24 protein-coding genes and 1 other annotated feature are annotated in these 26,208 nt (G+C 37.5%); of the genes, 16 read left to right on the plus strand and 8 right to left on the minus strand.

Features of this window, described 5'->3' with window-relative positions:
* Window positions 1-870: 870 nt before the first annotated feature.
* Entirely contained in the window at window positions 871-1,677 is an 807-nt protein-coding gene (locus C9J34_RS05160; RefSeq protein ID WP_107838799.1) for a Cof-type HAD-IIB family hydrolase, read from the minus strand.
* A gap of 198 nt (window positions 1,678-1,875) precedes the next feature.
* On the opposite strand from C9J34_RS05160, the gene C9J34_RS05165 reads away from it, so the two are divergent.
* Together C9J34_RS05165 and C9J34_RS05170 are read left to right on the plus strand one after the other, a co-directional pair.
* Window positions 1,876-2,628, plus strand: a complete 753-nt coding sequence (locus C9J34_RS05165; protein ID WP_107838800.1) for a prolyl oligopeptidase family serine peptidase — start codon at window positions 1,876-1,878, stop codon at window positions 2,626-2,628.
* 49 nt (window positions 2,629-2,677) lie between these two features.
* Window positions 2,678-2,992: a metal-sulfur cluster assembly factor gene (locus tag C9J34_RS05170; protein WP_193768893.1), complete on the plus strand. Its 315-nt coding sequence runs from the start codon at window positions 2,678-2,680 to the stop codon at window positions 2,990-2,992.
* A 171-nt stretch (window positions 2,993-3,163) separates the two neighbouring features.
* On the opposite strand, the gene C9J34_RS05175 is transcribed toward C9J34_RS05170, so the two are convergent.
* Window positions 3,164-3,856: a Crp/Fnr family transcriptional regulator gene (locus tag C9J34_RS05175; RefSeq protein WP_107838801.1), complete on the minus strand. Its 693-nt coding sequence runs from the start codon at window positions 3,854-3,856 to the stop codon at window positions 3,164-3,166.
* A gap of 236 nt (window positions 3,857-4,092) precedes the next feature.
* Here C9J34_RS05175 and C9J34_RS05180 point away from each other — a divergent pair, with 236 nt between their 5' ends.
* Window positions 4,093-6,213: an ATP-dependent Clp protease ATP-binding subunit gene (locus C9J34_RS05180; RefSeq protein WP_107838802.1), complete on the plus strand. Its 2,121-nt coding sequence runs from the start codon at window positions 4,093-4,095 to the stop codon at window positions 6,211-6,213.
* Window positions 6,214-6,435: 222 nt separating this feature from the next.
* The gene (locus tag C9J34_RS05185; protein ID WP_153062607.1) at window positions 6,436-7,014 is read left to right on the plus strand and encodes a hypothetical protein; all 579 of its coding nucleotides are present in this window, start codon (window positions 6,436-6,438) and stop codon (window positions 7,012-7,014) included.
* 220 nt (window positions 7,015-7,234) lie between these two features.
* On the opposite strand, the gene C9J34_RS05195 is transcribed toward C9J34_RS05185, so the two are convergent.
* Window positions 7,235-7,426, minus strand: coding sequence for a YjzD family protein (locus tag C9J34_RS05195; protein WP_107838804.1), 192 nt, complete (start codon window positions 7,424-7,426; stop codon window positions 7,235-7,237).
* A gap of 207 nt (window positions 7,427-7,633) precedes the next feature.
* Here C9J34_RS05195 and C9J34_RS05200 point away from each other — a divergent pair, with 207 nt between their 5' ends.
* Both C9J34_RS05200 and fabF read left to right on the plus strand, forming a co-directional pair.
* Window positions 7,634-8,572 carry a beta-ketoacyl-ACP synthase III gene (locus C9J34_RS05200; protein ID WP_107838805.1) on the plus strand — a complete coding sequence of 313 codons (939 nt, stop codon included), beginning with the start codon at window positions 7,634-7,636 and terminating at the stop codon, window positions 8,570-8,572.
* Between the two features lie 19 nt (window positions 8,573-8,591).
* Window positions 8,592-9,830 carry a beta-ketoacyl-ACP synthase II gene (gene fabF / locus C9J34_RS05205; RefSeq protein ID WP_107838806.1) on the plus strand — a complete coding sequence of 413 codons (1,239 nt, stop codon included), beginning with the start codon at window positions 8,592-8,594 and terminating at the stop codon, window positions 9,828-9,830.
* Between the two features lie 475 nt (window positions 9,831-10,305).
* On the opposite strand, the gene trpS is transcribed toward fabF, so the two are convergent.
* The gene (gene trpS, locus C9J34_RS05215) at window positions 10,306-11,295 is read right to left on the minus strand and encodes a tryptophan--tRNA ligase (RefSeq protein WP_107838807.1); all 990 of its coding nucleotides are present in this window, start codon (window positions 11,293-11,295) and stop codon (window positions 10,306-10,308) included.
* A 59-nt stretch (window positions 11,296-11,354) separates the two neighbouring features.
* Window positions 11,355-11,606: a binding site (T-box leader), on the minus strand.
* Window positions 11,607-12,254: 648 nt separating this feature from the next.
* On the opposite strand from trpS, the gene spxA reads away from it, so the two are divergent.
* The 5 genes from spxA (at window position 12,255) to C9J34_RS05240 (ending at window position 18,770) form a co-directional block, all read left to right on the plus strand.
* Window positions 12,255-12,653, plus strand: coding sequence for a transcriptional regulator SpxA (gene spxA / locus C9J34_RS05220; RefSeq protein ID WP_107838808.1), 399 nt, complete (start codon window positions 12,255-12,257; stop codon window positions 12,651-12,653).
* A gap of 542 nt (window positions 12,654-13,195) precedes the next feature.
* Complete coding sequence (mecA, locus tag C9J34_RS05225; RefSeq protein WP_107838809.1) at window positions 13,196-13,846, plus strand: adaptor protein MecA; 651 nt, start codon at window positions 13,196-13,198, stop codon at window positions 13,844-13,846.
* Between the two features lie 275 nt (window positions 13,847-14,121).
* Window positions 14,122-15,255, plus strand: a complete 1,134-nt coding sequence (locus C9J34_RS05230; RefSeq protein ID WP_193768894.1) for a competence protein CoiA — start codon at window positions 14,122-14,124, stop codon at window positions 15,253-15,255.
* 46 nt (window positions 15,256-15,301) lie between these two features.
* Window positions 15,302-17,110 (plus strand): oligoendopeptidase F, encoded by a 1,809-nt coding sequence (gene pepF / locus C9J34_RS05235; protein ID WP_107838811.1) that lies wholly within the window; start codon window positions 15,302-15,304, stop codon window positions 17,108-17,110.
* A gap of 844 nt (window positions 17,111-17,954) precedes the next feature.
* A complete protein-coding gene (locus C9J34_RS05240) occupies window positions 17,955-18,770 on the plus strand; it encodes an EcsC family protein (RefSeq protein ID WP_107838812.1) in 816 nt (271 codons plus the stop codon).
* A 61-nt stretch (window positions 18,771-18,831) separates the two neighbouring features.
* On the opposite strand, the gene C9J34_RS05245 is transcribed toward C9J34_RS05240, so the two are convergent.
* From C9J34_RS05245 to C9J34_RS05260, 4 genes are all read right to left on the minus strand, one after another.
* A complete protein-coding gene (locus C9J34_RS05245) occupies window positions 18,832-19,650 on the minus strand; it encodes a DsbA family protein (protein WP_107838813.1) in 819 nt (272 codons plus the stop codon).
* Entirely contained in the window at window positions 19,647-20,045 is a 399-nt protein-coding gene (locus C9J34_RS05250) for a globin domain-containing protein (protein WP_107838814.1), read from the minus strand. The genes C9J34_RS05245 and C9J34_RS05250 overlap by 4 nt, the downstream gene beginning before the upstream one ends.
* A 133-nt stretch (window positions 20,046-20,178) precedes the next feature.
* Window positions 20,179-20,862 carry a lytic transglycosylase domain-containing protein gene (locus C9J34_RS05255; protein ID WP_107838815.1) on the minus strand — a complete coding sequence of 228 codons (684 nt, stop codon included), beginning with the start codon at window positions 20,860-20,862 and terminating at the stop codon, window positions 20,179-20,181.
* A complete protein-coding gene (locus tag C9J34_RS05260; RefSeq protein ID WP_107838816.1) occupies window positions 20,852-21,451 on the minus strand; it encodes a CYTH domain-containing protein in 600 nt (199 codons plus the stop codon). The genes C9J34_RS05255 and C9J34_RS05260 overlap by 11 nt, the downstream gene beginning before the upstream one ends.
* A 282-nt stretch (window positions 21,452-21,733) precedes the next feature.
* Here C9J34_RS05260 and C9J34_RS05265 point away from each other — a divergent pair, with 282 nt between their 5' ends.
* From C9J34_RS05265 to mgtE, 5 genes are all read left to right on the plus strand, one after another.
* Entirely contained in the window at window positions 21,734-22,108 is a 375-nt protein-coding gene (locus tag C9J34_RS05265) for a UPF0738 family protein (protein ID WP_107838817.1), read from the plus strand.
* 177 nt (window positions 22,109-22,285) lie between these two features.
* Window positions 22,286-22,960 (plus strand): GTP diphosphokinase, encoded by a 675-nt coding sequence (yjbM, locus tag C9J34_RS05270; RefSeq protein ID WP_107838818.1) that lies wholly within the window; start codon window positions 22,286-22,288, stop codon window positions 22,958-22,960.
* Window positions 22,957-23,754, plus strand: coding sequence for an NAD kinase (locus C9J34_RS05275; RefSeq protein WP_107838819.1), 798 nt, complete (start codon window positions 22,957-22,959; stop codon window positions 23,752-23,754). Before yjbM ends, C9J34_RS05275 begins: the two co-directional genes overlap by 4 nt.
* Before the next feature lies 1 nt (window position 23,755).
* Window positions 23,756-24,643 carry an RluA family pseudouridine synthase gene (locus C9J34_RS05280; RefSeq protein ID WP_107838856.1) on the plus strand — a complete coding sequence of 296 codons (888 nt, stop codon included), beginning with the start codon at window positions 23,756-23,758 and terminating at the stop codon, window positions 24,641-24,643.
* A 179-nt stretch (window positions 24,644-24,822) separates the two neighbouring features.
* Window positions 24,823-26,199 carry a magnesium transporter gene (gene mgtE, locus C9J34_RS05285; protein ID WP_107838820.1) on the plus strand — a complete coding sequence of 459 codons (1,377 nt, stop codon included), beginning with the start codon at window positions 24,823-24,825 and terminating at the stop codon, window positions 26,197-26,199.
* Window positions 26,200-26,208 lie beyond the last annotated feature (9 nt).

The following is a 26,208-nucleotide window of genomic DNA, read 5'->3' on the forward strand; positions in this document are numbered from 1 at the left end:
TACTGTTTTAAATTATTTAAAATATATTGAAATTTATTTAAAAAATAATAATTGATATATTATAATTTAAAATAAATGGAATTATAATTAAATTATAAATATATTTTATATTGATGTATTTTGATCTTCTTACTACTTAAAGTGATACATATATATGAAAAGAAGGTGATTTTATGAAAAAGGTAATTTTAACAATCGTTGCAGCTATTATACTAACTGTAGGTACTATGGCAGCTAGCTCTACTAATGAATCTGCTGAACCTGGATACTGCGTAGGGCCGTGCTTAAACACAAATTAATTTATTTTTATAAATTTAGATGATTCGAATATTTTTAAAGTGATAAGTAGTTAGAAAAATACTCAATGAAAATATATTTAAAATTAATATGCTCTCCAATAGATAAACAGATTAAATGATAAAATCTATCTATGGGAGGGCTTTTTATCATGGATTAGTAATGTTTTTCCTATTACAACAGCAGCAGATACAGCTACAGAAAACGCTCAACTTTATAGTGAGTGAGATGAATAGCTATATTGTCTTTTACTCAGCAGATGTCTCAACACTTGTTAGGAAAAAGGAACTCAGTCTATGAATATCACGCTATGTGAGCAATGAATGTATGACTAATATCATGTTGTTCCAAAGCTTATGATAGATGTCACATATTTTGAAAAGAGGTCTGTATAGTGTAGGACAGGTAACAGATAGATGATGAGCTTTAAATCTAGCGTGTGGTTTTATCCAATCGTTGTGACTAAGTAATGTTGGCTTGGGAAATGAAATTGAAGTATAGTTAAGTAAAATTTATAATGAAGCAAAATAAATGGCTTAAGCTCTATATTTTCAGAGCTTAAGCCATATAAAACTAAATTTTTAAACGTTCTGCTAAAAATTTGCCAATACCATCCTCATTGTTGGATAGTGTGATTTCATTCGCGATATTTTTTAATGGCTCGATTCCATTGCTCATTGCAACGCCTATGCCAGCATAATCAAGCATTTCTAAATCATTATCCTCATCACCAAAAGCAATAATACGTTCTTGTGGAATTTGCATTTCATGTGCAACACGAGAAATACCTACTGCTTTATTTAAGCCTTTACGAACAACCTCGATGACATTGAATGGGGCTCCCCAACGGCGATGCTCGATTAATTCAGCATGTACATCCTCTAAATGCTGTCGAATTGTTGCGACATGTTCATCTGTTGCTTGAATAAGTAAGCTAGTTGGGTCTTGTAATAAATGTGTTTTTAAATTACCAGTTGTAATACGGGGGTTACCCATCCCTAAAATATGCATCATTTGTTCGTCTTCATTATGCAAATATACGTCGTCTATTATTTCAGCAATTAAATTTTCATAATTAAATTTATCAACTGAATCAACGACATCATGAACAACGCTCATTGCAAGTGGTGAGTGTAATTGTTGCCAAGCGCTATCCGTAGGGTGGTGCACATAGGCACCATTAAAATTAACAATGGGCGTTTTTAAATTAAGCTCTTGATAGTAGATTTCACTTGCACGATAAGGGCGCCCTGTTGCAATCATGACAGCATGTCCTTGTTGCTGTGCCTTCATCAAAATATCCTTTGTATATGAGGAGATTTGTTGTTTATCTGTTAATAATGTACCGTCTAAATCTAAAACGATTAAATGTTGCTTCATAATAATTTCAGTCCCCTTTCATTAGCATGAACAGGTAAAAATACTTGTAAAGCTAAATGGTGAAAATAAATAATCAGTATATACCGATTAAAGTGTCATTTTATTTTACTTTGAATACCTATGATACGTCAAAGTTTTGTCATATCATTCAATTTTTGTTACTCTAAATAGAGATATTGTTTGTGGGAGTGAAATCGAGTGATTGTACAACGTGAAGTATGGGAGCACATACCATTATTACATGTGCATACGAAAGAAATGACAGTGGAAAGCCCTAGCGTTATTTTTATTCATGGCTTCGGTAGTGCGAAGGAGCATAATTTACATTTTGCTTATCAATTAGTGGAAAAAGGAGTACGTGTTATTTTACCTGATGCTCATTTACATGGGGAGCGTGCAAAACCGAATACGAGCACACAGCAACTAGAGCCAGCATTTTGGGATATTGTTACACGTACAGTTGGAGAAGTTGAAACCATTGATAAAACGCTTCAAAATAAAGGCCTACTTGCGAATAATACAATTGGCATTGCAGGTACTTCAATGGGAGGTATCGTGACGGTGGGCTGTTTAAGCCAATATGACTGGATACGAGCAGCGGGCGTTTGTATGGGCGCGACAAGCTATACAAAATTTGCTGAACATCAGCTGACACAGTTTGCAAAGGCGGGCGTGAAATTACCTTTTACAGATGAACAGCTTGCTGATACATTGTCCGCCCTAGCAGCATATAACCTAGAAAATAAAGGCGATGTTTTACAGCGAGTACCGACGATTTTTTGGCATGGCAAGGAAGATCAAGTTGTACCGTTTGAGATGAGTTATCCCTATTTTGAAAAGCATGGAGAAAACTCGCGCTCTGCATACATGATAGATGAAAAAGCAGGACATGCTGTATCAAGAGTGGGGATGCTTGCTGTCACGGACTGGCTTGCGCAGCATTTGGCATAAGCTTGGAGTTCTGCTATCATTAAATGTGAAACGAAAGGAGTGTTGAGAAATGGCAATTGATCAAGATATGAAAGATAGCATGTACGGTGCTTTAGAAAACGTAATTGACCCCGAGTTAGGAATTGATATTATTAACTTAGGTTTAGTATATGATGTAGATTTAAATGAAGAAGGTTTGGCAACAGTAACGATGACATTAACTTCAATGGGGTGCCCACTTGCGCCTGTGATTGTTGATCAAGTAAAAACAGCTTTAGGTGAGCTACCTGAAGTAAAGGAAACAGAAGTAAATATTGTGTGGACACCAGCGTGGTCAAAAGATATGATGTCACGCTATGCGAAAATGGCGCTAGGCGTTCGTTAAAACAAATGTAAAAGTCGATTTATACCAAAAAAATTTGGTGTAAATCGACTTTTTTAGTGGTGTAATTTAGAAAGCCCAAACAATGCAAAATCCTATTTTATTTATTCCATATTAGGAGGCAGTACTTCTATATCGAAAGCATAGCGTTAGGTACATATTTCTATACAGCCCTTAATCAATCCGACAAACCATTAATGGGCAATTTTCGCAATTAATTTCATTTTTTAAAAACTGCAAATCATGTACTGTAATATGACCTTTATTAAATGAAATGATGTTACGCTTTTTCAAATCATTAAGCATGCGGTTAATCAACTCGCGGCTTGTAGCACAGAGGTTGGCTAGCTCTGTGTTCGTTAAAGTGAAATTAATAAAAATAGAGCCATCCTCTTGCGTTTTACCATACGTATTTGTTAAGCGAATTAATGTTGAAAAGAGCGCACCTTTTTTTCCATGCAGCATTAAATCACGTAAGCGGCTTTGGTGTTTCATCGCTTCAATTTGTACCCATTGTAAATACTCCATCATTAATTTAGGGTGTTCTGTTACTAATAATTCAAATGTCTGCTGCGAAAGTGATAATAATGTTGCGGGCTCTACTGCTCTGGCACTAACCATATGATAGTTCAAATGACAAAATGGTGAGCTTTCTCCAATTAATACACCATTGCCACAAATACGCAATGTTAACTCTTTACCTTGTTCTGTCTCTTTACTAAGTTGAATAATGCCGCTTTTAATTAAAAATATGCTGTCAGCTTTTTCTCCTTCTTGGAAAAGCTGATGACCTTTATCTATTTTTACGGATGCACCATGTTCCTCAAAGAGCTGATAAATTTCGGTTGGAATTGTTTGAAAAGGCATGTATATACACTCCTTTCTTACATCAGTCTATAAACGATAGATGTCATTTTCTTCATTTGATTAAGGTTATAATAACATAATATGTATAAGGAAAATACAGCTTATTATTAAAATATAAATACTTAACTAAAGGTATGCATGATTCATCATTTGTAGAGTATTTTTTTGCAAAGTTTTTCGTAAAGATTTATAATTTTATTAGTCAGTAAAGGTCAAACTTTTTGGAGGGATATTTTATGCAATTTAAACAAACTGAAGATAACCGTCCTCCTTTAGAGCAATTTGGACGTAATTTAATTGAAGAAGTGAAAAAAGGGAAAATGGACCCAGTTATTGGGCGAGATGAAGAAATTCGCAATGTGATTCGCATTTTAACACGTAAAACAAAAAACAACCCTGTATTGATAGGGGAGCCAGGTGTTGGTAAAACGGCAATCGTCGAAGGCTTGGCGCAGCGCATTGTGCGTAAAGATGTACCGGAAGGGCTAAAAGATGCAGAACTATATGAGCTAGATATGAGCGCATTAATTGCTGGTGCGAGCTATCGTGGGCAATTTGAGGAGCGCTTAAAGGCTGTGTTAAAGCAAGTAAAGGATTCCGAAGGACGTATTATTTTATTTATTGATGAAATTCATACGATTGTTGGGGCTGGCAAAACGGATGGCGCGATGGATGCAGGCAATATGTTGAAGCCGATGCTAGCGCGTGGTGAATTGCATTGTATTGGGGCAACGACGTTAGATGAGTATCGCATGTATATTGAGAAGGATCCTGCGTTAGAACGCCGCTTCCAGCAAGTGCTAGTGCGTGAGCCTTCTATAGAGGATACGGTGTCTATTTTGCGTGGTTTGAAGGAGCGCTTTGAATTACACCATGCTGTACGCATTCATGACCGTGCTATTATTGCGGCGGCAGAATTATCGAATCGCTATATTACAGAGCGTTTTTTGCCAGATAAAGCGATTGATTTAATCGATGAGGCATGTGCGATGATTCGTACAGAAATCGACTCGATGCCACAGGAGCTTGATACAAGTAAGCGTCGTTTAATGCAGCTCGAAATTGAGGAGCAGGCGTTGCAAAAGGAAAAGGATGAGGCCAGTAAAAAGCGCCTTGAAATATTGCGCGATGAAATTACAGCATTAAAAGCCTCATCAAACGATATGATTAAGCAATGGGAAGCTGAAAAGGCCAGCTTGCAATCCATTCAAAATAAACGAGAGCAGCTTGATAAATACCGCCGTGATTTAGAGGATGCAGAAAGCAAGTATGATTTAAATAAAGCAGCAGAGCTACGCCATGGGAAAATTCCTACATTGGAAAAGGAGTTAGCTGAGCTTGAAGCATCATTAAATGATGAGGAAGCACGCTTATTACGTGAGGAAGTGACAGCTGAGGAAATTGCAGCAATTGTTGCACGTTGGACAGGCATTCCTGTAACGAAGCTTGTAGAGGGCGAGCGCGAAAAGCTTCTGCGCTTAAAGGATGTTTTACATGAGCGTGTCATAGGGCAGGACAATGCTGTGACGCTTGTTACTGAAGCGGTATGGCGTGCACGCGCAGGTATTAAAGAACCGACAAAGCCGATTGGGTCCTTTTTATTCCTAGGGCCTACAGGTGTTGGTAAAACGGAGCTAGCAAAAGCTTTAGCTGCACAATTATTTGATTCAGAAGATCATTTTATTCGCATTGATATGAGTGAATATATGGAGAAGCATAGCGTATCAAGGCTTGTTGGTGCACCTCCAGGCTATGTTGGTTATGAGGAGGGTGGTCAGCTAACAGAGGCAGTACGCCGTAATCCATATGCGGTTGTGTTGTTGGATGAAATTGAGAAAGCTCATCCAGATGTAGCGAATATTTTATTGCAGGTATTAGATGATGGGCGTATTACAGATAGCCAAGGGCGCAATGTTAACTTTAGCAACACGGTTATTATTATGACATCGAATATCGGTTCTAGCTACTTATTAGAAAATAGTGAGGAGGCAGAATCGCTTGTTATGACGGCACTGCGCCAGCATTTCAAGCCAGAGCTGCTGAATCGTGTCGATGATATTGTTACATTCCATGCATTAACGGATGAACATTTTTACGCAATTGCTTGGAAATATATTCAGCAGTTACAAGCACGTATTGCAGAGCAAGAAATTACGGTGAATGTGGATGATGCAGTCGTGCATTGGGTTGTGAAGGAGGGTGTCGATGCACAATTCGGCGCACGCCCATTGAAACGCTTTGTACAACGCCATATTGAAACAGCAGTTGCTAAGGCATTGTTGCAAGGAGATGTATTGCCGGGAGATACGTTGGAAGTAACTCTTGAAGAAGGAACTTTGCATATTGAGAAAAAGTAGGAAGTATTAAGCTCTATGTTATTTTCCTTTAAATATGGTAGTATAGCTTTTTATTCTTTGATATTAATAATAAATTGTATTAAGTAGTAGAGCACACGATTTTGAATCGTGTGCTCCTTTGTCTTTAGTCATTGGTATTATTTTGAAATGAGCATATTACAAAATAATTGATTAGCTGTTGCTTTAAGTGATAAAAAGAATATAGGAGGTGTTTATGTGAGCTTGGAACTAGAAATTTTAAATGAAACTATATTAGATGAAGCGAATAAAATCCTTTATAAATTAGGGCTGCATGATTTGTTGGGGAAATACGGAAATCCACATGTGAGTGGAAGTTATTTGTTGAACATGATGACATGGAGAGATTTAGATATTTACCTTGAATCAGACGAGATAAGTCAGGCTGATTTTTTTGAATTAGGTAAGGAGATTTCTATTAAACTAGAACCATTAAAAATGAATTTTAGAAATGAAAGAATTGGGAAAACATCTCATTTACCGCATGGGCTATATTGGGGGATTCATACACATCTTTTTGGTGAGCAATGGAAAATTGATATTTGGGCGATTAGTTCTGACGAAGTGAAGCAAAAACAAGAAAGTGTAGAAGAATTAAATAGGCAAATGGATGAGGATAAAAGAAAATCAATATTGACACTAAAATATCATCTACATCATCATCCTAAATATCGTAAAGAGTTTTTCAGTGTGGATATTTATGAAGCGGTCGTACATCATCAAGTGGTGACAGTGAAGCGTTTTGAAGAGTGGCTTTTTCAGAAGAACGGTATAATATTGTAATCAATTATAGCAATGGTTTGAAAGGTGATGTCTTGTGAGCATCCCCCGATTGTCTTGGCGTCCGTAGAAGCAATCGATCTGTTTCTAATTGTAGCGGTATATATAATAAGATAGGATTCATTATAACTATCACTTCCTTCACTTATTACTAAAAATTAATGAGAAGAACGACTATAAAAATAAAAGGGAGTGCCAACAAGGCATCCCCCTTTTATTTTTATTAATGACTATCAGTATCTGCTACTGGAGCGTTTGGAATAATTGCAGCAATGATAAATACTAGAATACTTACAGCTACAGAAAGAACTGCTGCTAAAGCGAAGTCAGGTGTAACACCTAAAATCGAGCTTACTACATAAGTTAACATTGATACAAGTAGGAATGACCAGAAGAATGTCATAATGTATTGCATTTGTTTCACCTCTATTTAGACTTTGTATATCGTTTCATTAAATCACATCTTAAATATAATACCACACGTTACGGAAAAATAAAATTACTGTTTGTTAAACATTTGTGAAGGTTGTTTGAAAAAGAATTTCTTGCGATTCGAAAAATTGTTAGCTATAATTAGTACCAAGTATTAATAATTAGTGTTAACCAAGAAAGGGGACGCTGTATGAATGCAGGGATTATCGGTATCGGAAAATACGTGCCAGAAAAAGTAGTGACAAATGAGGATTTAGAGAAAATTTTAGATACAAGCGATGAATGGATTCGTACACGTACAGGCATTGAAGCACGTAGAATTGCAGCTGACAATGAAAATACGTCGGATATGGCATATAAAGCAGCTTTAGCAGCAATAGAAAATGCAGGAATTACTGCTGAGCAAATTGGTTTAATTTTAGTAGCAACCGTTACACCTGATCAAGCATTTCCAACTGTAGCGTGTCAAATACAGGAGGCGTTAGGAGCGAAAAATGCAGCGGCAATGGATATATCTGCGGCTTGTGCAGGGTTTATGTATGGTTTAATTACAGCGAAGCAATTTGTAGAAAGTGGTAGCTATGACTACGTACTCGTAGTTGGCGTTGAAAAGCTGTCGAAAATTATTGATTGGCAAGATCGCAATACGGCCGTGTTATTTGGTGATGGTGCAAGTGCTGCTATCGTATCAAAAGTGTCTGAGGGGCGTGGCATTTTATCATTTGAGCTTGGAGCAGATGGTACAGGTGGCAAGTATTTATGTTTGGATGAACGCAAAGCGATTGCAATGAACGGTCGAGAAGTATTTAAATTTGCAGTTCGTCAAATGGGTGAATCTGCAATGAATGTTGTAGAGAAAGCAGGCTACAATAAGGAAGATGTAGACTACTTAATTCCACATCAGGCGAATATTCGCATTATGGAGGCAGCGCGTGAGCGTTTAGGTTTACCAGAAGAAAAAATGTCTAAAACAATTCATAAATATGGCAATACATCCGCAGCTTCTATTGGGATATCTTTAGTAGATGATTTAGAAGACGGAAAAATTAAAGACGGAGACTTAATCGTCTTAGTTGGATTTGGTGGCGGCTTAACTTGGGGCGCTGTCACACTACGTTGGGGTAAATAATACTTGAGGGGGAAGAGACATGACAAAACGTAGAGTTGTAATAACAGGAATTGGAGCAGTAACACCACTTGGAGCTAATGCTGAAGCAACATGGGACGCTATTAAAGCAGGTAAATCTGGAATTGGCCCATTAACACGCGTAGATGCGGAGAAATTTACGGCGAAAGTAGCGGCTGAAATCAATGATTTTGATATTGAACAATTTGTAGAGCGTAAAGAGGCACGCAAAATGGACCGCTTTACACAATATGCAGTGGCAGCATCGATGATGGCTGCTAAAGATGCTGATTTAACAATTACGGAGGAAATGGCACCGCGTGTAGGTGTTTGGATTGGCTCAGGTATCGGTGGTATGGAAACATATGAGCAGCAATTTTTAACTTTTCAAGAGCGTGGCGCTCGTCGAGTAAGCCCGTTCTTTATTCCGATGCTTATTCCAGACATGGCTTCAGGTCAAGTATCGATTTATTTAGGGGCAAAAGGACCAAACTCATGTTCAGTAACAGCTTGCGCATCTGGTACAAACTCAATTGGGGATGCGTTTAAAGTGATTGAGCGCGGCGATGCAGATGTTATGATTTCGGGTGGCGCAGAGGCACCGATTGTGAATTTAGCAATCGCAGGTTTTACAGCAAATACAGCATTGACAACAAATGATGATCCAGCAACAGCAAGTCGTCCATTCGATAAAGATCGCGATGGTTTTGTTATTGGTGAAGGTGCAGGCATAGTTGTTTTAGAGGAGCTAGAGCATGCTTTAGCACGTGGTGCAAAAATTTATGGTGAAGTAGTAGGTTATGGTGCAACTGGAGATGCGCATCATATTACAGCGCCAGCACCAGAGGGTGAAGGAGCTGCTCGCGCAATGAAGCAAGCATTGAATGATGCAGGTATTGAGCCAAATGTAGTTGGCTATATAAATGCCCATGGTACAAGCACACCATACAATGATTCATTTGAAACACAAGCAGTAAAAGCTGTCTTTGGAGAACATGCCTATAAGTTAGCGATGAGTTCAACAAAATCAATGACAGGCCATTTATTAGGCGCTGCTGGCGGTATTGAAGCCATCTTTACTGTTTTAGCATTACATGAAGGCATTTTACCACCAACAATTAATTTACACACGCCAGACCCAGAATGTGATTTAGATTACGTAGCAAATGAAGCAAGAGAAGCATCTATCGAGTATGCATTAAGCAATTCGTTAGGCTTCGGCGGGCATAACGCTTGTTTATTATTTAAGAAATATAGCTAATAGCTACAGGGCTTGTCCGAAAAATTCGGATAAGCCTTTTTATCGGACGAATGGCAGCGGTGTTCGGGCAAAATCCACTGCTTTTTGGATGAATTGTTATTTTTGAACTAGGAAGTGAACACGCCATAAAAAAATCTACTATGCTTTTCAGCGAAAGCTCTGAAAAAAATAGCTTAATGATCAATATAAAAAATCGATTTACATCAAGATTTTACTGTAAATCGATTTTTTAAGTACCTATGCTTTTTTGTGATGCATTATTTTCATCCTTACCGAATATCTCTGTATGGAAAGGATGGTGTTATCGTACGTTTTGTCTTGTTTTTGTTTTGCTACGGAATCAGTGTCGTATCCATTAGCAATTGTATTTTATACTTAAATTATCGTACGCTTGGTTACTCGTGGTCAGCAGTAGGGATTTTTCTGCTTAATACATACGAGCTATATATAGCGATCGCTTCACTTTGCGTGCTATTTATCGTCGTTTTCGACCTAAACCCATGGCGTTCTCCATCTTCTTAAGCGTTTTTGCCGCAATTGCGTTCGCTTTTTCTGCACCTGCATCTAAAATCTCATCTAATTCCGGTGAGTCAATTAATGCATAATAGCGCTCTTGAATCGGTGCTAAATGTTCGATGACTGCAGCAGCTACACCTGCTTTAAAATCGCCGTATCCTTTACCTTCATATTTCTTTTCTAATTCTGCAATGGAGACACCAGTTAAAGCAGATTCGATTGTTAATAAGTTCGCTACACCTGGTTTATTTTCCACATCAAATTTCACGATACCATCTGAATCTGTTACCGCTGATTTAATTTTCTTTTCAATTTCCTTTGGCGTATCTAAAACACGAATTGTCGCTTTTGTATTCGGGTCGGACTTGCTCATTTTTTTCGTTGGCTCTTGCAATGATTTAATGCGTGCGCCTTCTTTTGGTAATTGAATATCGGGAATTGTCAAAATTTCATTATAACGTTTATTGAATCGCTCTGCTAAATCTCGCGTTAATTCAATATGCTGCTTTTGGTCTTCACCAACAGGTACGATATTTGTATTGTATAGCAGAATATCAGCTGCCATTAATGGTGGATACGTTAATAATGCAGCAGATACAGATTCTTTGCCGTGTGATTTATCTTTGAATTGCGTCATACGCTCCAATTCACCGATAGAGGCAACACATTGTAACATCCATGCTGCCTGTGCATGTGCAGGAACTTCGGATTGAATAAATAAAATTGATTTCTCTGGATCGATACCAACTGCAATATACATCGCAGCAAGGCTTCGGATGCTTTTACGTAGCTCTAAGCGATCCTGTGGTACAGTGATGGCATGCTGGTCAACGATGCAATAAATCGCCTGCCCTTGATCTTGCAATGCAGGGAATTGTCTTATTGCGCCGATATAGTTACCGAGTGTGATTGTACCTGTAGGCTGAACGCCTGAAAAAATAGTTGTCATTTGAATTCCTCCTTAAATTTAAATCAAAATAAAAAACATCACGCGTCCTACTTAAAAATAGTAGGGACGAATGATGTTTGGAATCCGCGGTACCACCCAGCTTGCTCAAAAATCTGAGCCTCTTGACCTTCGTAACGTGAAGTATATCGAGCTTCGCTACTACTACCTTAACTCAGCTTTAGCTGAATTAATATAATTGTTCACAAAGCTAACTCAGAAGCCCATTCTGTTTGGATAATGGTCTGTTTGCACCAACCACAGACTCTCTAAACATCACGCTCAAACGTACTCTTCTTCTTCATTGTTTTTTTTAATATATTGATTATGAATGACATTATAGTATATGTGGATAAAAAAACGCAATACTTTTGTATAAAGTAAATTCAAAAAGGTTAATCTTAATTTATCCCGTATCAGCCATCTTTTTGTATCGAAAGCGGCAGGCTGTGAAATCGATTACTTTTAAAGCGAAAATATTTAAGTGGGGCATCGACAGCCTGTAAAAAATCCCCATTTTTTACTAGCACGATGTTAGTTACACAAGCGTATTCACCGGATGTAAGGCTCTTAGCTAGTAGTAGGAGACGAAGAGAAATTCCACTGATTGAAGGCTCACCTTATAAGAAAGAGGAACTTTTTTGCATAATAAACGTATTTGTTAATAGACAGAGTCATTTTTTCTCGATTATTTACAACTAATTGAGAAAAAGAATTGAACACATGTTTTGTTGTACCACAGTTTGGGTATAGGGATACTGTTATAAACGTTAGTTCATACACAAGTAATATTTTAACTTAGTTACATTTCATTATTTTTCTATATTGAAGGGGTTTTTTATTGACATCCTATATTCAAAGTAAGTGTAATAGTGTATAATAACCGTAGTACTCAAATTAAATTAATTCTAAATTAAGAATCCATAATATAGTTGATTCCAAAAAGGAAGGATGTGTTACTAATGAGAGTTACGTTATTTACATCACCAAGCTGTACATCTTGCCGTAAAGCAAAAGCATGGCTTGAAGAGCATGATATAGCTTATACGGAGCGCAATATATTTTCCGAGCCATTAACAATAAGCGAAATTAAAGAAATTTTACGTATGACGGAAGACGGGACAGATGAAATCATTTCTACTAGATCTAAAATTTTCCAAAAGTTAAATGTAGATGTGGAAAATTTACCGTTACAACGTTTGTATGAGCTTATACAAGAATATCCAGGGCTATTACGTCGTCCGATTATTTTAGATGAGAAGCGTTTACAGGTCGGTTATAATGAAGATGAAATTCGACGTTTCCTACCACGAGGTGTCCGTGCTTTCCAATTACAAGAAGCGCAGAGAATGGTTGACTAACAGCGCTACTTAGTGCGAAGAATAAGTACAAGCTTTTAGCAAATAGTTAATATACAGTGGAAGGGTGTTAAGAAAGGTTTTGCCTTTCCTAACACCCTTTTTTGTAGGACTTGCTTTGAAAATTATAAAATAGTACAATATAAATTCAAATATTCTAATAAATTAATTGCGCTTTGGCATAATGGTGTCGGAATTTTGAATAGTGCATGCATTTACGTAGAAGTGAATCTAAAAGTATCACGACACGCGTCAGCGGCTAACTTATCTACGTTGTACAAAAGTCTCTGGTATCCGCTGTAGGCTTAATCTGAAGCTGAATCAAGTTAAAATACTAACTTTCAGTAATTTTAGTGTTTTTGGTGTTTTTCCTTTTCATTTTCTAAGGGAACATCATACAATAGAATTATAGAAAAGTATTGGCGCTTTCTATAAAAGTTTGTGGCATGTTCCACTGTTATGAACATGTATGAAAAAGCTTCAAAAGATGAATGATAATTTTACATGTTCTTTTAGCAAATGACTGTGAAGGGAGTTGAGGTCGAATGGACATCGAACGCATCAATGACAATACATTAAAGCTGTTCATTACGTATAGAGATATTGAAGATCGTGGTTATAGCAGAGAAGAAATATGGTATAACCGTTCTAAAGGTGAAGAGCTATTTTGGGATGTCATGGCTGAAGTCAATACAGACGATTATTTTGATTTAGAAGGACCAATTTGGATCCATGTGAACGCATCAGAACAAGGGCTTGAAGTAATTGTTACACGTGCCAATATGAGTAGCGATGGTGAGAGTTTAACAAATGGTTTCGAAGACAATCAAGATATCGCAGCACAGTTACGCGAAATGGAAGAAACACTTTTAGAAACGATAGAAAATGAAGATAATGAGGACAGCACAAGTTTATTGGGTGCTCGCTATAAATTTAAAGATATTGATGAATTAATACCAGTTGCCAAGCGTCTAGTCACATACGGAGCGGCATCATCACTATATAAGATGGACAATGAATACTATTTATCAGTCGATTTCTCGGAAATGGCAGATGCTTATGAGCGCCGAAATGCGATTGCTATTTTAAAGGAGTATTTACAGCCAACAAAATTAACAATTCACCGCATTGAAGAGTATGGGCAACCTATTATGCCAGAGGATTGTTTCGAAACTGTTATTCAATATTTCGCATAAGGAAGAGCTGTCAGGAAAGCAAGTTAACGCGTCACTTTCCCGACAGCTTTTTGCTGTTTTGTGGAAATGATACTTATTATATAAAAAGTATCTTTCTTGTAAAGGGTTGAAGACACTGGAACGAACACTTTGCTTTTAAAATTAAATTGAATAAGAGAAACTTAAATTTTTCGCTTTGTTGCGACAATTTTGACGTATGGGACAGCTTCTTAAATTTTTTATTTTGAAAAATCTGATAATTGATTTATAATGGAAGGAGGAAAGGAGGTTGCATTTTGTTAGTTGCTCATACTGAACAAGGACAACTAATTACGATTACGCTAGGTACATGTTTAAATCACTTACAGCAATTGCGTCAAACAACCACATTTTATTGTCCACAATGCAAACAACCACTGCAATTAAAAATTGGACGAGTTAAAATCCCACATTTTGCACACAAACAACTAAATGATTGTGACGCTTCTTTTACAGAGGGCGAATCCCCTATGCATCTATTAGGGAAACAGCAGCTATTTTCCTTTTTTCAAAAACGAGTAGAAAAAGTAGTACTTGAAGGTTACTTATCTCGATTGCAGCAAAGACCCGATTTATTTATTACACATCGTCAGCAGCATTATGCGATCGAATTTCAATGTAGCACCATTCCATTTGAACAGTTTAATGAAAGAACGACAGGCTATGAAAAACATGGCATTATTCCGTTATGGATTGCAAAAGCTCCGAATAAAATCCCCACATTTGGCATAAGAAAGATATCATTAAGCCAATTTTACCAACAATTTTTCAAACGCTATCAAAATGAGCTTTACTTAATCACATATGACACCGTGCATAGTCGCTTTATTTATTTTAGTAATTTGCAATATGTGCAAGGGCGTACTTGGCTTGCTAATATTCAGCCACTGCCACTAGACAGGCAACATTTTCCCTTTTTTGTACCAAAGCGATTAACAGAAGTATATTTGAAGGAAATGCTTGATTTATACAAGCTGCAACGAGTTAACTTTTTACGAACGAAAGTCATTTTTAATCGTAAAGGCTTAAACGATTTATTTTTGCGAGGGCTTTATGAACAGCGTCTCACTTATGAGCAACTACCGAATTATATTGGTATACCTATTTGTAGGGGAGAGGCGATACCTCTATTTAGCGCCGAGTGGCAAAGCCATGTATTTTATTTTTTACGCATTTTTAATCTCAAGATTTCACAGCTGGATGAAGTGAAAATATGGGCCTTTTTAAGATGGTCTAAATTGCCACAAACAACAGAAGCACTTTTAGCAGTGGAGCGTTATATTGATTTTTTATGTATGCTAGGTGTTGAGTCAATTATTAATAAAATTGAAGATACGACGTTATTTCATCATTTAGCTAGCGAATTGATTGCATTTTCTGAAAAGAATTGAGAAAATGAAAAAGTATTTCGTAATATGATTTTTGGAGGCATTTATAATGGCAAAACAAGTGTTAACACGTGAAGAGGTTCCTGTAGAGTTAACTTGGGATTTAACATCTATTTTCCCGACAAACGAAGCATGGGAGCAAGAATTTGCAGAAATTCAAAGTTTATTAGAGCAAGCGAGAGAATATAAAGGGAAAGTAGCGACAGGAGCACAAGGGTTATTTGATACATTACAATATAGCGATTTAGTTAGCCAACGTCTTAGCAAGCTATATGTATACAGTCACTTAAAACACGACCAAGATACAGCAAATGGCACATATCAGGCGATGGATAGCCGTGTAAAATCACTTGGTGCAAAGCTTAGTGCAGCACTATCATTCATCACACCAGAAATTTTAGCGTTAGATGAAGCAACGATTGCTGCATATGTTGCAGAGTATGATGAACTAAAATTATATGAACAAAGTTTAAAAGAACTGAATTTAGGTCGCCCTCACATTTTATCTGCTGAAAAGGAAGAACTACTTGCACAATTGTCTGAAGTTTCAAACGCATCAGGTGAAACATTCGGTGCATTAAACAATGCGGATATTGAATTCCCTAAAGTAAAAAATGATGATGGAGAAGAAGTGCCATTAACGCATGGTTCTTATATTTCATTTTTAGAAAGTGATAACCGTGAAGTACGTGAAGGTGCATTTAAAGCAATGTACAGCACTTATGGCAAGTTCCGCAATACATTTGCATCGACATTAGCTGGTAACGTAAAGGCACAAAATGCCAATGCGAAAGTGCGCAATTACGAATCAGCTCGCCATGCAGCGATGAGCAATAACTTCATTCCAGAAAAAGTGCATGATCAATTAATTTCAACAATCCATGATCATTTACCTGTACTACACCGTTATATCGAATTACGTAAAAAGGTGCTTGGCTTAGAAGAGCTGCATATGTACGACTTATTCACGCCGCTTGTGAAGGAAGTCAAAATGGAAATGCCATACGATAAGGCGAAAGACCTGATGGTGAAAAGCTTTGCGCCACTGGGAGAAGAATACCAAAACATCGTACAACAAGGTTTAGATAGCCGTTGGGTGGATGTTCTTGAAAATAAAGGGAAGCGTAGCGGTGCATATTCATCAGGTACGTTCGGTACAAACCCATATGTTTTAATGAACTGGCAAAATAATATGGATAACTTATTTACGCTAGCACATGAGTTTGGTCATAGCTTACATAGCTATTATTCTCGTGCGAACCAACCATATCCATATGCAAGCTACTCGATTTTTGTAGCGGAAGTTGCGTCAACGTGTAATGAGGAACTATTATTTGATTACTTATTAAACACGCTAGAAGATCCACAGCAAAAAATTTATTTATTAAATCACTGGTTAGATGGATTCCGAGGTACAGTATTCCGTCAAACAATGTTTGCTGAGTTTGAACATATTATTCACGAAATGGATCGCAACGGTGAAGCATTAACTGCAGAAAAATTAACGGAAGTTTACTATAACTTGAACAAGCAATACTTTGGTGATGCAATGGTAGTAGACGAGGAAATTGGCTTAGAGTGGGCACGTATTCCACACTTCTACTACAATTACTATGTGTATCAATATGCGACAGGTCAAAGTGCGGCAACAGCATTAAGCAAGCAAATTTTAGAGGAAGGTCAACCAGCAGTGGAACGTTATATTAATAACTTCTTAAAAGCGGGTTGCTCAAACTTCCCAATCGAAGTATTAAAAGCGGCAGGTGTTGATATGGAATCACCGGCACCAATCGCAGAAGCATGTAAAGTGTTCGAAGAAAAATTAAACGAGCTAGAGAAATTGCTTTTAGCTAATTAGTTTAAATAAGGGCTGTGGAAGTGTCTGAGGAGTGGTCTAATGTACCATTCTTCGGGCACTTTTTGCTGTTTTGTTGAAATAATAGCTTATTGATAAAAAAGTATCTCAACCTTTCAAAGAACAGCCCCACTTTCCTAAAAGGTTAATATTTTTAAAAGTAGCAAAATAAAACTGTCAAAAAAGCGGCACATCAGACCGCTTTTTATTAGAGGGTTAACTAAAGTAATATGCACCTGCAGTGACTACGTCACCCTCGTTGCAAAGGACCGAGCTATACATATACTCTGAACAACGAACAATCTAGTTCAATTACCTCTTTTTAAAATGAAACAAAGAGGCTTTAAAACAAGTGTTTTTAAATTTTCAAAAATCAGCCCCACTTTTCTAACAAGTAAAACATTTTAAATAGTAGCACATAAAACTGTCAAAAAAGCGGCACGTCAGACCGCTTTTTTGACAGCCCCCCTTTGGAACCGCTTACTATATGACGATTTTGTGAAACAAGCTGTAAAGCGTTGCAAGTGCTGATATTACGTGATAAAGTAATACATGTGAAATACATCACATAACAAACATACACCCCTTTGTTTGAACGTGAACATTTCTCCCATCCCCTTTTGTGTAAGAGGCGCCCTATTGTCGAGAGTAGGGCGTCTCTTTTGTTTTTTTATCAGGCATAAATGAAACTTTCCTTTAATTTTTTTCGTATAGTAGTCTAAATATAAAGTGAATTTTCAGTCCATGAATTGACTGAACGTGAGGTTTTACAGGCTGTTTAAACTTCCTTCTTTTTGAAGGGAGTGTTTTACAAGCCTGTTGATACGAGATAAAGGACGTGAAAAAGATGGAAAGCCGAGCACAATTACAGCAATATTTGCAGGAAATTGAGAAATGGGAGAAGGAACAACAAGGGCTTTGGTTTTGGGAGAAGTTAGGGAGAATCCCTTTTGTATTACTTGATAAGCTAACACCCTCTTTTGTACAAAAGAAGATTGCTTTATTAATGGATGAGTTAGGGAGCTATATTCAATCGGGTGGTAAATATTTGATTAATGAACAAGCAATGATAGCAAAAATTAGACATTATTCATCGAATTGGACTATTAAAGATGTGCAAGATATTGGGCAAATTCCAGTCCACCATATGGTAGCGTTAAGTGAACAGTTACAGCAGGAGCGTGTGAAATTAGCTACTGTGCAAGGAGCTTCCACAGGGATTGGTGGTATTTTCACATTAGCAATCGATATTCCATTTATTTTAGGTGTAGCATTAAAAACATTACAGGAAATTGCAATTATTCATGGGTACGATCCAAATGATAAAATGGAGCGTGTATTTATCATTAAATGTTTGCAGTTTGCCAGCGCTGATATCGTTGGGAAGGAAGCGATTTTAAAGGACATTTCCTCCATGCATAATGCTGAACATACATCCGATACAATGATTGCTCAATTACAAGGGTGGCAGGAAGTGTTCAACACATACCGAGACCAATTTGGCTGGAAAAAGCTATTTCAAATGATACCGGTTGTCGGGATTGTGTTTGGTGCATATGCGAACAAAGGGATGATACAGGACATTGCTGAAACAGGAAATATGTTGTACAGAAAAAGAAGAGTTTACGAAAAATTAAAAGAGGCTGATGGAAAAATAGGTTAATACCTATGTTTTCTGTCAGCCCCTTTTTGAGTATATAAAATGAAATAAAAGTGCGAATTGGTTAGATTGTATTTGCTTTTAGACGCCATAAGGCGATGTCGTCTGTCACTAGACGCTCAACTTTTTGCTGTAGCATACGCTTCTTTAATTCGCGTTCTGCTACTTGTTCAGCGATTTGATAAATTGATGCGACTTCAGCTGTTGTGAGTGTTTGGAAACGAATGAATAGTTCATCTAGTGTAGGAAGTGGTTGGCGCACAAGCTGATCTTGAATCATTTCTCGTAAAATGTGCTCATATACTTCGTAGTCATATAAACCACCTACTTTTAAGCCTTCATCTTCCACATTTTCGTTGAAAAAGACGATACTTGGTACTTCATTAACTTCCATTTCACGGGTAATGTATAAATCACATTGAAAGGCATGTGCTGCTTCCTTTGAGCCAAAATCAACAGTAAATTCATTCATATCTAATTGTACTTCAGATGCAATTTCGGTCAGTGCAACATGTGAAAGTATATTTTTTGTTTGTAATGTAGCATGCTCCTGTAATTTTGATAAATAGCGAGAGCCAGCTCGTTTGCCTTGTAATTCTGCAGCTTTAATAGCTATTGAAGGCAATGCAGGGTGCGTAATATCTAGTTCATCTCCAGATAAACAACCTTTAATACGATTGCTTAAGCAGTTTAATGATGTTAATTCAGTACTTAATACGTAGCGCCAAGAAAAATAATGCTCGTACTCCAATTGTAGCTTCCGTAGCACTGACTGCATCGCAAAGGAGTTTGGACATAATGGGTCGATGAAAATATACAGCTCAACTGGTTTGTTTATCGGTAAAGAGGCAGTAGGCTGTGATATCATCTGAATATTATTCACTCCGTTTCCTCCTCTTCGTTTGGTGAATTGACCATATGATGAGCAGTTAGCACAAGACGCTGATAATAAACTTCACGGAATTTCCCGTCTAAGCCTACTTCATCCATTGCCTCTGCCATACATTCAAGCCAAGCCTGTGCTCGATCAGGTGTTATTTTGAACGGCGCATGTCTGGCACGCATCATTGGATGACCATGTTCCTCGGTAAATAAGTTAGGTCCACCTAAGTACTGTGTTTGAAATTGGATCTGCTTGCGAGCTGTTTCGGTTAAATCCTCAGGGAAAATAGGGATAAGCTTCGGATGTTTGGCTACACGAGCATAAAAAGCATGAATGAGCTCAGATAGCTTTTCAGCACCAAGTTCCTCGTAAGGAATCGTATATTTTCGATTCATAGTGATACTCCTTTGTACTTACAATTACATTTTCTATGTGAAAGCATGTGTTTTTACTATGACATTATATTTATTCTAACAACGTCTATCCTTTTTCTCAAACAAAGCGCTCTTTAACAATTTTAGGAAAGTGTTAAGCGTTGTAATATTTTAGAACTTTTTGTACGTAGCTTTGTGTTTCTTTGAATGGTGGAATGCCGTTATATTTTTTTACATTGCCAGGTCCGGCATTATAAGCTGCTAACGCGGTTTCGAGATTTTGACCGAATTGGTTTAGCATTTGACGTAAGTATTTTGCGCCTCCCATAATGTTTTGCTCCGTATCAGTAGGGTTTTGTATGCCTAAATACTTTGAAGTGCCTGGCATTAATTGCATTAAGCCGACAGCGCCTGCTGTGCTAATGACTTCAGGATTAAAATTAGATTCCTGTTTCATCACGGCTGCAATTAATTTTTCAGGTAAGTTATAGGTTGCTGCAGCTTTAGCAATTGTATCTTTATAACGATTTGCACCTGTTAACGAATCATTAAATGCCCCTTGTCCTGTGTATTCAGTAACGTATTGCTCAAGCGGTGAGCTCGTTACAGCACTCCCATATAAAAAAGCATCTAAATATTTTGTTTGTGTTCCTACACCACCTGTTTGCATGAATGTCTGCTCATTGCTTAAGCTTTCAGTCAACCCAGATTGTTGTGATTGTAAAATATCGCCGAGCATTTCATTGAATAACGCACTGTTTGAATCATTAAACGTCGTGTTACCAACAGATTGCATTGCCTGTATTTCCATTAATATTTTCATTGCTTTAATATCCATCGTTACGCTCCTTCTCCTTTAGCGCTGCTGCAAAACGGGCAATTTTCTTGTCTGCATGTGCAATTGGAATATTGTGATTTGCTAAAAATTGTTGGAAAACTGTATGTCCAACGGTTTCGTCTGTTGCTTCATATTCTACCTCATAATCATCGCGCTGCAAATAAAAAGAGTGATCTAGTACGAGTAAACCTCCTTCATATGGGATTTCTACACGCGCTGTTGCAAGTGTGCCGAACAGCGCAAGTTGCTCTATTGCAATGTTACGCTCTTGTAATCTTGCAATAACAGTCGGTGCTGTTAATTGTCCACCTTGTAAAATTTGCTTTGCTTCTTCCTCTGTTAGAATATCGGTTGTTTCGATATGTGTATAATCATTTGTTTTTTCTTTTAATGTACATTCAATTTTATTCGGTAATATGCGAATTCGCAATCCGCTTTCAATTGACTTCAATTGAAAATCAGCCGTGTCGAAATAATGATTTTCCTGCCGAACGGCTTCTTCCTCTCGAATGTCGAATGCTGCCAGTAATTCGTCGTATTTTGTTTTCGACAACATATTTTTAAATTCGATTTCAATTTCATGATTCATCATATTTCATCCTTTTTTTCATATTTAGAGTTTATTCATTTTCATAGTTTGACATCAACTAATTTTGCAATGCCCTCATAATTCATTGCTATTTTAAATATTTTGCCTGTCTTATCTGCCGATTTCACCTTTCTGCACAACAATGCTGTTGTTGCTAATATCTTTTGCTGAAGCATATATATGCAAAAACATTGGGGAAACTGAATAAAAAGCACACTGCATCCCTTTTCATCGTATGGTAAAATAGGGAGAGAATGATATTTAGAAAGGAAGTACAAACAAGTGCGTAAAGTATATACAATACAAAAGTTTGAACAAATACATAACGATATTTATTTTAGTTTACACGATAGTGAGCAGGCGATTCAAATCCAACCGAGAGGACAAGTTATTGTCGATTCAGATAATATGGCGTTTATTTATATCGTGGAGGAGGATGGTGTATATAGTTATTTAAGTTTTCCGCAAACGATATGGGCGGCATTATTACAAATTGCGCAAAATAAGCGCGACCCATTTTTAGCCCCTAATTTGCTCTTGCCTAATTTTGCAGAGGAACTTGAGTATCTATTGTGGAATATTCAAGATAATGAAAACTACGGTAAAGAATTTGTTCAAGCTGTAGGTGAGGAATTTGCAGCTATTTATCTTGATTAAATGAAGAAGCGAGAAACGCCCATTGAATAAAGGTAGAGCTTTAGAGGGGAAAGATAATGATTAAAATTACTCATAATCAATAAATTCGATTGCATATATTACGATTTGTGGAGTAAATGAAAAGGCGTAATGTATTGCTGAAATAGGGATGCTATTTCATATGAGGAGGATGTTGTGATGGGCCAATGGGATGTTTTTTTAAGCCCTTATAAGCAAGCAGTAGAGGAGCTAAAAATAAAGTTAAAAGGTATGCGCTCGCAGTTTAATATTGTTGGTGGGAATTCGCCAATTGAATTTGTCACAGGGCGCGTAAAGCCTTTAGCGAGCATTTATGATAAATCATTAGAAAAAGGAATCGTATTTGAGCCTTCTCAGCAATTGGCAAAAGAGTTACAAGATATTGCAGGACTGCGCATTATGTGTCAATTTGTCGATGATATTGCGACAGTGACCGAGCTTATTCGACAGCGTGAAGATTTTACAATTGTAGAGGAAAAGGACTATATTACACATAGTAAACCAAGTGGTTATCGATCACATCATATGATTGTCGAATATCCCGTTGAAACGATACATGGCAAACAAGTGGTTTTAGCGGAAATTCAAATCCGAACATTAGCGATGAATTTTTGGGCTTCAATTGAGCATTCATTAAACTATAAATATAAAGGAGCTTTTCCAGAAGAGATTCAAGCTCGCTTGCAAAGCGCCGCTGAAGCAGCATTTCGCTTAGATGAGGAAATGTCACAAATTCGCAATGAAATCCAAGAGGCACAAGTCTACTTTAACGAGGTAAAAGAAGCGCCAAGTGTAAAGCTACACGCTGAAAAAGATAAGGGGGGAAGCTTATGACATCATTTGCAATTCAATCACGTCGCGATGCACAATCCAATGAATTAGCAGAGCTAGCAACAGCATATTTACAAGAATTCGGTTTAACACATGATGAAGAAGAACCCGATATTGTACTTTCTATCGGAGGAGACGGAACGCTTTTACATGCTTTCCATCGTTATATCCACCGCTTAGATAAGGTTGCATTTGTCGGAATCCATACAGGACATTTAGGCTTTTATGCTGATTGGAAGCCATCTGAATTGGAGAAGCTTGTATTATCGATAGCGAAAAAGGATTTTAATGTTGTCGAATATCCATTGTTGCAAGTAAATGTCAATCGTCATCATTCAGAAACAAGTCATTATTTAGCCTTGAATGAGGCGACGATTAAATCACCTGATGTGACGCTGGTGATGGATGTAGAGTTAAATGGAACGCAATTTGAGCGCTTCCGTGGAGATGGCTTATGTGTTTCTACACCTTCTGGTAGTACCGCTTATAATAAGGCATTGGGGGGAGCTATTATTCACCCGACATTACCTGCATTCCAGTTAACAGAAATGGCATCGATTAATAACCGTGTGTTCCGTACGGTAGGCTCTTCACTCGTATTTCCAGCGCATCATACATGCGTGTTAAAGCCAGTAAATGACCAACGCTTTACGATTACAGTTGACCATATTCAATTGACAGAAGCCGATGTTAAATCAATTGCGTTCAATGTCGCAACAGAGCGTGTACGTTTTGCAAGATTCCGCCCATTCCCATTTTGGGAGCGTGTGCATGATTCGTTCATTTCAAATGAATAATATGGAAAATCGTTTTACATTACAGTTTGAAGTACAGCAAGAAATGCTTTTACGCGAGGCGATTGCATTATGGGGCATTTCCAAGCGCACATTAACAGCGATTAAGTTTGATGGTGGAGAAATTCTTGTTAATGGCGTAGAGCGCAATGTACGTCATGTAGTTGTAGCGAGCGATATTATTACGATTGTCTTCCCATTGGAAGATGTGAGCGATGGGCTTACTCCACAGTATGGGGAGTTGACGATTGTTTATGAGGACGAGGCTTTTTTGGTTATTGATAAACCGGCCTATATGAGTACAATTCCTTCCCGTGAACATCCGGATGGTAGTGTAGCGAATTTTGTGCTTGGTTATTTTCAGCAAAAGGGGCTTGCTTCAACTGTACATATTGTGACACGGCTTGATCGAGATACATCTGGTTTGCTTTGTATTGCTAAAAATCGACATATTCATCATTTAATGAGTGTGGCACAGCAGCAGGGTAATGTACATCGACAATATGAGGCGATTGTTTCTGGGGAGGCAATAAGTCAATCCATTGTGGAGCCGATTGGGCGTAAAGAGACGAGCATTATTGAACGAGAAGTGCGTCAGGACGGACAATTTGCACATACGGACGTTGAAGTGATAAAATACGGTAGATTAAATGGTTGTAACGTTTCCCATGTTCGTCTAACATTGCACACAGGTCGTACACATCAAATCCGAGTACATATGGCATATGTGGGACATCCACTTGTTGGAGATGGGCTGTACGGTGGCGATCAACAAGTAATTAATCGTCAAGCATTACATTGTGTATCATTAACATTCCAGCACCCATTGACAAAGGAAGTGCTATCTTTTTGCAGTGAACTACCACAGGAATTGAGCAATTTGTTAAAGTAGGGAATATTGATTGTTGAAAATCCACGTAGACGCTAACGGTTTAACCGTAAATCGAAGTGGATTTTTATTATTTTAACTTTATGTAGCGGCAATTGTAAATTTTACATGTGTTTTTGAAATAATGATTTACGAACTTACTACATTGCTTGTATGATGAATTTTGAGAGGAGGGGACAAGAATGGTGGAACAAAAACGAGAAAATAATGAAGTGCGTTACAATGAAGAATTTTTACAAATGCTTTTAATGGAACAAGAAATTGATGCTTTCCGAGAGCATTTTTTAGCACTTCATCCGTATGATCAGGCTAAATTTTATGAAAAGGTGGGACCAGACATACGTCAAACCATCTACTTATACTTGTCTCCTGAAGAAATGGCACTGATTTTCGAAGTCATCGATTTAGAAGATGATGAGTATGAGCAATTTTTAAGTGAGATGGACCCTGCATACGGTGCAGAAATGCTATCGCATATGTATACCGATGATGCAGTTGACGTTTTAAATGAGCTGGATAATGAGCAGCGCGAAAGCTTTTTAGAAATGATGGATAGCGAAACCGCTGAGGAAATCAATGAATTATTAGGCTATGCGCAGTATACTGCCGGTGCGATTATGACGACCGAGTATGTAACGATTTTAGAAAACTCCACAGTTCGTTCAGCGATGGCTGTATTACGGAAAGAAGCCCCGAATGCAGAGACGATTTACTATATTTTCGTTGTCAATGACCAACGACAATTAGTTGGTGTTATGTCACTACGTGATCTAATTATTGCGGACGAAGACATATTGATTCATGATATTATGAGTGAACGTGTCGTTTCAGTCAAGGTTGGCGATGATCAAGAGGATGTTGCGCAAATTATGCGAGATTATAATTTCTTAGCTATTCCTGTTATTGATGATAACAATGAATTGCAAGGGATTATTACGGTCGATGATATTATCGATGTAATCGATGAAGAAGCATCGGATGACTATTCTAAACTTGCCGGTATTTCAGACGCAGATGATTTTGATGCAGGGCCGTTTAAAGCGGCGATGACTCGTTTGCCATGGTTAATTATTTTGCTATTTTTAGGGATGTTTACGGCCAATTTGATGGGCCAATTTGAGGCAACCTTAGAAAAGGTGGCATTACTCGCTGTTTTTATCCCACTGATTTCAGGTACATCCGGTAATAGTGGAACACAAGCATTAGCCGTTGCGGTGCGCGGTATTGCAACAGGTGAGGTTAATGAACAAAGCAAGCTGAAGCTGCTCATGAAGGAATGCTTAACAGGGTTGTTCACAGGTCTTGCTTGTGGTGTAACGGTTGTTGCAATTATTTTCTTATGGAAGCATCAAATTACGATTGGCTTATTAGTAGGCGCAGCGATTTGCTGTTCAATTTTAGTGGCAACAATTGCAGGCTCATTTATCCCATTATTAATGGATAAGCTAGGTATTGACCCAGCGGTTGCATCTGGTCCATTTATTACAACATTGAATGATGTAACAAGTATTTTAATTTATTTAGGCTTAGCTACCACATTTATCAATCAAATTATGTAACAAAGTTTA

The organism is Metasolibacillus meyeri (assembly GCF_003049505.1).
Lineage (GTDB): Bacteria > Bacillota > Bacilli > Bacillales_A > Planococcaceae > Metasolibacillus > Metasolibacillus meyeri.